This window comes from Modicisalibacter tunisiensis (genome assembly GCF_020148005.1).
Taxonomy (GTDB): domain Bacteria; phylum Pseudomonadota; class Gammaproteobacteria; order Pseudomonadales; family Halomonadaceae; genus Modicisalibacter; species Modicisalibacter tunisiensis.
In genome coordinates this window covers 1,305-9,460 of sequence record NZ_JAGXFD010000001.1, presented here as the reverse complement: position 1 = coordinate 9,460, position 8,156 = coordinate 1,305, and the positions used below count along the sequence as shown (strand labels likewise).

Sequence of the window (8,156 nt, the reverse complement as noted above, 5' to 3'; positions counted from 1 at the left end):
CGCATCTCCCGCGGGCGCAGCGTGCGCGAGATGATCCTCGCCGTGGCGGTGCTGGCGCCGATCGCCACCACCGTGTGGTTCACCCTGCTGGGCGGCTCGGGCATCCACTACCAGCTGACCGGGGCGATCGACCTCACCGAGGCGCTCAACAACTTCCAGTTCGACGTCGCCACGCTGACCGTGGCCCAGGCGCTGCCCGGCGGCACGCTGATGGCCATGGCGATCCTGCTGCTGACCACCATCTTCGTCGCCACCACCGGCGACTCGATGAGCTACGCCATCGCCGTGGTGGGCTCCGGGCATGACGAGCCCAACCCGCTGATCCGCGCCTTCTGGGGCATCGCCATGGCGCTGATGGCGGCCATCCTGCTGTACATGGGCTCGGGGCAGATCAGCGTGCTGCAGCAGTTCATCGTGATCACCGCGATCCCGGTGTCGCTGGTGCTGCTGCCCTCGCTGTGGACCGGCCCCAAGGCCGCCTATGCCATGGCCCGCGAGCAGGGGTTGATCGACGGCCCCCGGGAGCCGCGCCATGACTGAGCTGCGCCATCCGACGATCGACAGCCCGGCGCTGCGGCCGGCCGCGACGGTCATGGATCTGGAGCGCCTGGGCAGCCTGCACGCCAGCCGGTTGAGCTTCGTGCGCAGCCTGGTGCGCCAGATGGCCCGGCAGCGCTGGCAGATCAGTCGCGTACGCTTCGACCTGGACGCGCAGGGCTACGGGGTCGCGATCTACCGGCTGCAGACGCCCCACGGACGCTACCACGGGGTGATCTTCTCGCAGTATCTCGACGCGGCGCGGCGCTCCGATCGGGTGATCGCCGACGCCTGGGACGTGACCTTCGGCGTGGTCGAGGGCGACGTCGACGAGGCACTGCTCGAGCAGATGGCCAGGAACGTGCCGCTGCAGGAGGCCGGGCGCCAGCACCCGCGGGTGCTGGTGCTGTCCCGCGCCAATCGCAGCCTGCGCAACTTCGCCCAGTTCGTCGAGGCGCTGTCGGCCGGGGCGCAGCCGGACCCGGCGTGGCTGACCCGGGTCGGCTACCTCTATCGGACCACGGCGGTCTACGGCAACGGCAAGTTCGGCATCGCCGACTTCATGCGCCTGCGCGACAACCCGGATTTCCGCCGGCCGTTCTCGGCGCAGATGCTGGCGGTCTATCTGCTGCGCCACTTCTCGATCGACCAGGTGGAACACATCGCCCATTGCCGGGCGCCGGAGGCGGCGGTGCCGCTGGCCCGGGAACTGAGCCGCTATCTGGGCATCGGCAACTCCACCGGGCTGGGCATGGCGCCGTTTCTGATCAATCACCCGCAGCTGATTCAGCAGTGGGTCTACTGCCGGGAGCGCGCCCTGGCGCTGGCGCTGTCACAACGGCCGGAGGAGGCGGATCGCCGGCGGCTCATCGTCCTGACGCGCCGGGCCATGACCCATCTGGCGCAGACCCTGACCGAGGACGCCGAGCAGAGCGCGCGCAATGCCGCCACGGTGGCGGCGTTGCCGGCGGTGATCGCCTGGCTCGAGGAGATGCCGCTGGAAGCCGACCTGTGGCGGCAGCTGGCGGACTGGAGTGCCAGCAGCCTGTCGCTGGAGGCCCAGGAGCTGATCAACACCCTGCTGATCGAGCTCTATCCGCTGCTCGTGGACCCGCTCGAGGACGAGATGGGGGCCGAGGAGAGCCTGGAGCTGACGCCGGACATGCCGCTGGTCCGGCTCCGGCAGCTGATCGAGACCCACTTCGACTGGGCGCTGGCGGAAGACTTTACCTCGCCCGAGGCGCGCTACTGGTTCTGGTATCGCTCGGTGGAGAAGGAGGAGCCCCGGCTGGGCGTGCGCGGCGTCGAGCCCGGCGCCGACAAGGAGCTGGCACTGGCCATCGCGCCGCTGGTCAGCGAGGCCCATGAGGCGTTGTGTGCCTTCCTCGCCGACAATCCCCGCGCGCTGGTGGTGGACTTCCTGATCGCCCGGCCGCGCTACAAGGCGATCGTGCGGCGCACCCAGACCATGGCCCAGACGCCCTACGGCGAGATTCGCGCCAACCTGTGGCATCGCGACATGAAGCCCATGTACCTGTTGCGGACCAAGTTGTCGTTCTTCGGCGCCAGCCGCTTCGATCCCAAGTCCGACCGCTGGGTGCGCATCACCCTGTTCCAGGGCGCGCCGCTGGTCGATGAACTCAACGCCGAGCCGCACGACCTGGCGGCTTTCGATGACTGGAGCTTCCCGCTGGAGCCGGCAGGTCGGCAGAGTGAGGGCCACCGGGAAGCCGTCGGAGGCGAACGATGAAGGTATCCCACAACGAACTGCAGGGACTGTGCCGGAAGGCCTTTCTGGGCATGGGCTTCGAGGAGGGTGATGCCGCGGATGCCGCCGACATGGTCGCCTGGATGCAGTGCCTGGATCTCGGTGGCCTGGCGGCCCTGAGCCGCGGGCTCGACTACCTGCTGGCCGAGTCCTCGGATGCGCTGCCGTCGGTGCTGTATCAGGACGGCGACCTGGCCGTGCTGGACGGCCATGGCTGCAGCGTGCTGCGCAGCTCGTCCCTGGCCCTGGAGCTGGGGTTTGCCAAGGCGCGGGCCCGGGGGCTGGCGGTGATCAAGATCCGCCACTGCCACAACCGCCAGCTGATCATGGGCTATCTGGCCCGGCTGGCGGGACGCGGCATGAACGTCACCGCCTTCTGGCGCAATGCCCACGAGCCGCTGACCGAGCAGGTGGTGGGGTTTCGGGCCAATCATACGGTACCGGAGATCCGTATCTATACCGTCGCCGACGTGCCCGAGGAAAACGAACCCAACGACGGCATCACCCTGGTCATGGCCAACCACGTCGACCTGCTGCCGGCCATGCGCTCCAACTACCGTTACGACCTGCTGGCGCGGCACGAGGAATCGGACCTGCTGGCCTGTCGCGACCGGGCGTATCTGGAAGGCATCGAGGTGGACGACACGCTCTGGGAGCGTCTCAAGGCGCTGGCCACGCGCATGCTGGTGGAAGCCACCGATGACTCTCGGCAGGGCGCCGGGGCCGGCACCCACGACAACGATTGAGCAGAAGGGGAAGCATTCATGATTCAACCGGTCGCCACGGACCTCTACGCCTCGAAGGCGCCCCTGGAATGGGCCGTCGTCGGCAACGGCATCCTGTTCACCGCCCAGATCCCCATCGGTGCCGACGGCCAGGTGGTGGCGGGCGGCATCGAGGCCCAGACCCGCCAGACCCTCGACAACCTGCGCCATACGCTGGCCTGCGCCGGGGCCGACATGGCGGCGCTGACCCAGGTGCTGATCTACGTCACCGCCCGCGACGACCTGGCCGAGGTCAACCGGGTGTATGCGGAGTATGTCGAGCCGCCGTATCCCAACCGCGCGGCGATCATCGTCTCGGGTTTCGCGCGGGAGGCGATGCGCATCGAGATGGTCGCCTACGCGGCGCTGGAAGCGGCCGGCAGTTGATTCCCCGGCCGATCCGCGCTGTCATGGGGCCCTGAAGCCGGCAAGCGGCCGGCCGCGACCCGGGAGGCAGACGCTTGCCGGGCACCGCCTGACCCGCCAAGGGGCCACATCCATGAATATCCCCGTCCTGCCGGTGATACTGGCCGGTGGCAGCGGCACGCGCCTCTGGCCGTTGTCGCGGCGCCACGTTCCCAAGCCGTTCCTGGCGCTTAAGTCCGGCGAGACCCTGTTCGCCGAGACCCTGGCGCGCCTGCCGGAGGCGGCGATGGCGCCGCTGGTGGTCTGCAATGAAGCCCACCGTTTTCTGGTGGCCGAGCAGCTGCGCCAGGCGGGGCGGACGGGACTCATCCTGCTCGAGCCGGCGGCGCGCAACACCGCCCCGGCCATCGCCCTGGCTGCCTTGCAGGCCGTGCAGGCCGGGGAGGACCCCGTGCTGCTGGTGATGCCCTCGGATCACTGGATCGCCGACACGCCGGCGTTTCAGGCCAGCGTGGCACGTGCCGTGGCGCTGGCGCGGGAGGGATGGCTGGTGACGCTGGGCGTGACGCCCGAGCGTGCCGAGACCGGTTACGGCTACATCCAGCGCGGCGAGCGCCTGGCCGACCAGGCCTGGCGGGTGGCGCGCTTCACCGAGAAGCCGGATGCCGCCACTGCCGAGGCCTTCTGCCGCAGCGGCGACTATCTGTGGAACAGTGGCGTCTTCGTGCTGCGGGCCGGTCATTACCTGGCGCTGCTCGAGCGGCTGGCGCCGGCCATCCTGACGGCCTGCACCGAGGCGCACGGCAAGGCGCGACAGGACCTCGACTTCCTGCGCATCGACGACGCGGCGTTTTGCGCCTCGCCGGCCGACTCCATCGACTATGCGGTCATGGAGCACACCGACCACGCGGCGGTGGTGGCCCTGACGGCGGGGTGGAGCGACATCGGCAGCTGGCCGGCGCTGTGGCAGGTGCAGGACCGGGATGACGCGGGCAACGTGCAATGCGGCGATGTCCTGCTGCGAGAAAGCCGGGGCTGCTATGTTCGCGCGGAGCATCGGCTGGTGGCCGTGCTGGGCGCCGAGGATCTGGTCGTGGTCGAGACCGCCGATGCGGTGCTCGTGGCGCCCCGCGAGGCGGCGGGGCTGCTCAAGGCGTCCGTCGAAGCGCTGGAGGCCGAGGGGCGTCGCGAGGTGGTCGAGCACCGGGTCGTGCATCGCCCCTGGGGACATTACGAGCCGGTGGACAGCGGCGAGCGCTATCAGGTCAAGCGGCTGACCGTGCAGCCGGGCCGGCGACTGTCGCTGCAGATGCATCACCATCGCGCCGAGCATTGGGTGGTGGTGCGCGGCACGGCCCGTGTGACACTGGGCGAGGAAAGCTTCCTGGTCGGCGAGAACCAGTCCATCGACATTCCCCAGGGCCGGGTGCACTGCCTGGAAAACCCCGGCGTCATCCCGCTCGAGTTGATCGAGATCCAGTCGGGGACCTATCTGGGCGAGGACGACATCGTCCGCCTGGACGATCCTTACGGACGCGCCTGATCCTCTTTCCGTGCTTTTCCCCTCCCGCGTCATGGCGTCGGCGGACAGACCCGCTACGCTTGAGTAACGCAGCGTTACACCGGAGCCCGCCATGTCGTCCCGTCCCGCGCATCTCGCCTTCCTGATCCTTGTGCCGTCTCCCGGCAATACCTCGCTGACCAGCCAGGGAGGGCGCGACTACCGCCTGAGCCTGGCCACGGTGTCCAGTGTGGACGCGGCGGTGCGTCTCGCCCGCGAACTGACCGACCAAGGGGTCACCGCCATCGAACTCAGTGCCAGCTTCGGCGACGCGGGCGAGGCCCGGGTGCGCGAGGCCGTGGGGCCGTCGGTCAAGGTGGGACGGGTTCACTACGCGGCGCCCTGAGGCCTGATTGAGGGAGTGTGGGAGGGGATTTATCCCCGACGGCGGTGTCGCCGTGGCCAGGGCATCGCGACTGAAGTCGCTCCCACAAGAGCACAAGGGGGCTGGTGGCTGAAGCCTGATCCTGTGGGAGGGGATTTATCCCCGACGGCGGTGCCTCTGTGGTCAGTTCATCGCGACTGAAGTCGCTCCCACAAGAGCCACCTCGGTACCCGAAGTTCGGCGATCCTTGGACTATGACCAAAGTCTAAAGGCGTTTTGTCTGTTCTTGATTGATCCTATGTCGGACATAACCTGAATCGAGTCCTACAACGCAGGCCGTCCGACATGAGCCAAGCCAGCGCCAGTGCCACCCGTTCGTCGCGTCCCGATATTGCCGAGGCCCTCGCCGAGGCGATCTTCGGCGGCGAGTACGCGCCGGGCGATTTCGTGCCCAAGGAGCTGGATCTCTGCGCGCAGTTCGGGGTCAGCCGCAGCACCGTGCGCAGCGCCCTGCAGACGCTGGTCGCTGCCGGGTTGCTCAAGCGTATCTCGGGGCAGGGAACCCGGGTTCGCGAACTGCAGGACTGGCATCTGCTGGACCCCCAGGTAAGCGCCTGGATGGCGCGCTTCGCCCAGCCCAACCCGCGCATCCAGCGCGAGATCTTCGCCTTCCGTGTCGCCGTCGAGCCGTTCGTGGCCCGGCTGGCCGCGGAAAACGCCACGGCCGCCGACCTGCTGGCGATCGAGACGGCCTACGAGGGCATGATTCGTGCGCTGGCCAGCGAGGATCTGCACTGGCAGGGCCACAGCCACAACGAATACGACGTGGCCTTCCACGAGGCGATCTTCGATGCCTCGCACAATCTGGTCTGGGCGCAGCTGAGTCATGTGCTCAAGCCGGCCATCTCGCTGGTGGTCGAGCGCTCCAACCACAGCGCCCATGAGCTCAACGACAGCATGGAACGCCACCGTCGCGTGATGGAGGCGATCCGGCTGCGCCAACCCGAACAGGCCGCACAGGCGGCGCTGGCGGTCCTGGACCGCACCGGGCGGGACCTGGGCCTGAACGGCCTGACCCGCGAATTCCCCGTTCTCGAACCTCAAACAACAAGCGATCAAGAGGATACTCACGCATGATGTCACGCACTCCGCTCAAGACCCTCACCGCCGCGATCCTGGCGGCGACCGCCGTCAGCGCCCAGGCCGCCGAGTACGACTGGACCTTCCAGACCTCCGAGACCGCGGGCGAGCCGCAGTTCGAAATGAAGAAGCAGTGGGCCGAGAACGTCGAGCAGATGTCCGACGGCCGGATCCACATCGAGATCCTGCCCGTGGGCTCCGTCGTCCAGGCCAACCAGACGCTGCAGGCCGTCAAGTCCGGCATCCTCCAGGGCCACCTGACCGATCCCAGCTACTTCACCGGCCAGAACCCGGCGTTCGGCATGATCGGCAACCTGGTCGGCGCCTGGAGCGATCCCTACAACTTCCTCGACTACATGAACAACGGTGGCGGGGAGAAGATCTACAACGAGCTGGTCGAGCCCTACGGCCTGCACCTGATCGGCGCCGCGGCCACCGGCCTGGAGTCGCTGCCGTCCTCGAAGCCGATCCACTCGGTCGACGACCTCAAGGGCCTCAAGCTGCGTGCCCCGGAAGGCATGGTCTACAACGTCTTCGAGAAGGCGGGCGCCACGCCGGTCAACCTGCCGGGCTCCGAGGTCTACACCTCGCTCGAGAAGGGCGTGATCGACGCCGCGGACTACACCGTGTTCGCCACCAACCAGGCGCAGGGGCTGCACGAGTTCGCCAACTATCCGCTGTACCCGGGCTTCCACTCGCTGCCGATGGTTGCCGTGTCCATCAACAAGGACATCTGGGACGGCCTGCCGGACGACCTCAAGGCGATCCTCTCCACCTCCGTCGACGCCATGGCCTACAAGATGGTCGGCGCGCTGAAGACGCGCGACCTCGAGGCGGTGCGTGAGGCACGCAAGGATCCGGACATCCACATCATCGACCTGCCGGCCGACGAGCGGGCCAAGTTCCGCAGCATCGCCAAGGAAGAGTGGCAGAACTGGGCGGACAAGAACGACATCACCAAGGAGTTCTACAAGTCCGTGGTCGGCTACCTGCAGAACCACAACCTGCTGAAGGCGGAAGACGGCGCGGCAGACGCCGAGAAGACCGCCGACAAGTCCTGATCGCGGCTGCCGCGACAGTGCAACAGCGACGGGGCCTGCGGGCCTCGTCGTTCGTCATGACGCACCCTGACGCTTTCATCGTGCAGAGGAAATCCCATGTCATCCCCATCCCGTAACGACGAGCGGGCCGAGGCGCAGGACGCCGAGCCCGCGTCGGCGCCGGACGAGGCGCGCAGTGCCTTCGACCGCGGCGTGCTGTGGTGCGCCCGCGGCGCCGCCTGGCTGGTGTTCGTCGCCATGGTCATCAGCGTCTACGAGGTCATCATGCGCTATGGCTTCGACTCGCCGACCTCCTGGGTCCACGAGTCGGTGGTCATGCTGGTCGCGGTCTCCTTCGCCCTCGGCGGCCCCGCGGCGCTGGCCAGCAACCGCCACATCCGCGTGCGCGTGCTCTACGACACCGCCGGCCCACGCCTCAAGCTGTGGCTCGACCGCTTCAACGACCTGGTCACCTTCGGTTTCTGCCTGGCGATGAGCTACGCCGCCTACACCATGTTCTGGGACGCCTCCCACAACCCGATGGGCGAGTGGCAGCTCGAGCGGTCCGGGACCTCCTGGAACCCGCCGTTCCCGGCCCTGGTCAAGGGCGTGATCATGGTCGCGCTGATCCTCATGTGCCTGCAGGCCTTCATCC

The 8,156-nt window shown here is 68.1% G+C and carries 9 protein-coding genes; all 9 read left to right on the top strand.

Annotation, left to right across the window (positions count from 1 at the left end; translation table 11 throughout):
* A partial coding sequence (locus KGQ91_RS00050) for a BCCT family transporter (RefSeq protein WP_224419929.1) occupies positions 1-540 on the top strand: 540 nt, incomplete at its 5' end.
* A complete protein-coding gene (locus tag KGQ91_RS00045) occupies positions 533-2,287 on the top strand; it encodes a hypothetical protein (protein WP_224416754.1) in 1,755 nt (584 codons plus the stop codon). The genes KGQ91_RS00050 and KGQ91_RS00045, both read left to right, overlap by 8 nt.
* Positions 2,284-3,051, top strand: coding sequence for a DUF3726 domain-containing protein (locus tag KGQ91_RS00040; protein WP_224419928.1), 768 nt, complete (start codon positions 2,284-2,286; stop codon positions 3,049-3,051). The genes KGQ91_RS00045 and KGQ91_RS00040 overlap by 4 nt, the downstream gene beginning before the upstream one ends.
* Positions 3,052-3,069: 18 nt before the next feature.
* Entirely contained in the window at positions 3,070-3,456 is a 387-nt protein-coding gene (locus KGQ91_RS00035; protein ID WP_224419927.1) for a RidA family protein, read from the top strand.
* Between the two features lie 112 nt (positions 3,457-3,568).
* The gene (locus KGQ91_RS00030; protein WP_224419926.1) at positions 3,569-4,978 is read left to right on the top strand and encodes a mannose-1-phosphate guanylyltransferase/mannose-6-phosphate isomerase; all 1,410 of its coding nucleotides are present in this window, start codon (positions 3,569-3,571) and stop codon (positions 4,976-4,978) included.
* A 91-nt stretch (positions 4,979-5,069) separates the two neighbouring features.
* Positions 5,070-5,342, top strand: a complete 273-nt coding sequence (locus tag KGQ91_RS00025; protein ID WP_224416758.1) for a DUF6506 family protein — start codon at positions 5,070-5,072, stop codon at positions 5,340-5,342.
* Between the two features lie 324 nt (positions 5,343-5,666).
* On the top strand, positions 5,667-6,458 hold the full coding sequence (locus KGQ91_RS00020) for a FadR/GntR family transcriptional regulator (protein ID WP_224419925.1): 792 nt from the start codon (positions 5,667-5,669) through the stop codon (positions 6,456-6,458).
* Positions 6,455-7,522, top strand: coding sequence for a TRAP transporter substrate-binding protein (locus KGQ91_RS00015; protein ID WP_224419924.1), 1,068 nt, complete (start codon positions 6,455-6,457; stop codon positions 7,520-7,522). Before KGQ91_RS00020 ends, KGQ91_RS00015 begins: the two co-directional genes overlap by 4 nt.
* 96 nt (positions 7,523-7,618) lie before the next feature.
* On the top strand, positions 7,619-8,156 hold a 538-nt coding region (locus KGQ91_RS00010; RefSeq protein WP_224419923.1), incomplete at its 3' end, for a TRAP transporter small permease subunit.

What these genes read in the sequence shown, in the direction of transcription:
- KGQ91_RS00040 (WP_224419928.1), top strand. Translation starts at nt 2,284, where the DNA reads ATGAAGGTATCCCACAACGAACTGCAGGGACTGTGCCGGAAGGCCTTT.
- KGQ91_RS00035 (WP_224419927.1), top strand. Translation starts at nt 3,070, where the DNA reads ATGATTCAACCGGTCGCCACGGACCTCTACGCCTCGAAGGCGCCCCTG.
- KGQ91_RS00045 (WP_224416754.1), top strand. Translation starts at nt 533, where the DNA reads ATGACTGAGCTGCGCCATCCGACGATCGACAGCCCGGCGCTGCGGCCG.
- KGQ91_RS00015 (WP_224419924.1), top strand. Translation starts at nt 6,455, where the DNA reads ATGATGTCACGCACTCCGCTCAAGACCCTCACCGCCGCGATCCTGGCG.
- KGQ91_RS00030 (WP_224419926.1), top strand. Translation starts at nt 3,569, where the DNA reads ATGAATATCCCCGTCCTGCCGGTGATACTGGCCGGTGGCAGCGGCACG.
- KGQ91_RS00020 (WP_224419925.1), top strand. Translation starts at nt 5,667, where the DNA reads ATGAGCCAAGCCAGCGCCAGTGCCACCCGTTCGTCGCGTCCCGATATT.
- KGQ91_RS00025 (WP_224416758.1), top strand. Translation starts at nt 5,070, where the DNA reads ATGTCGTCCCGTCCCGCGCATCTCGCCTTCCTGATCCTTGTGCCGTCT.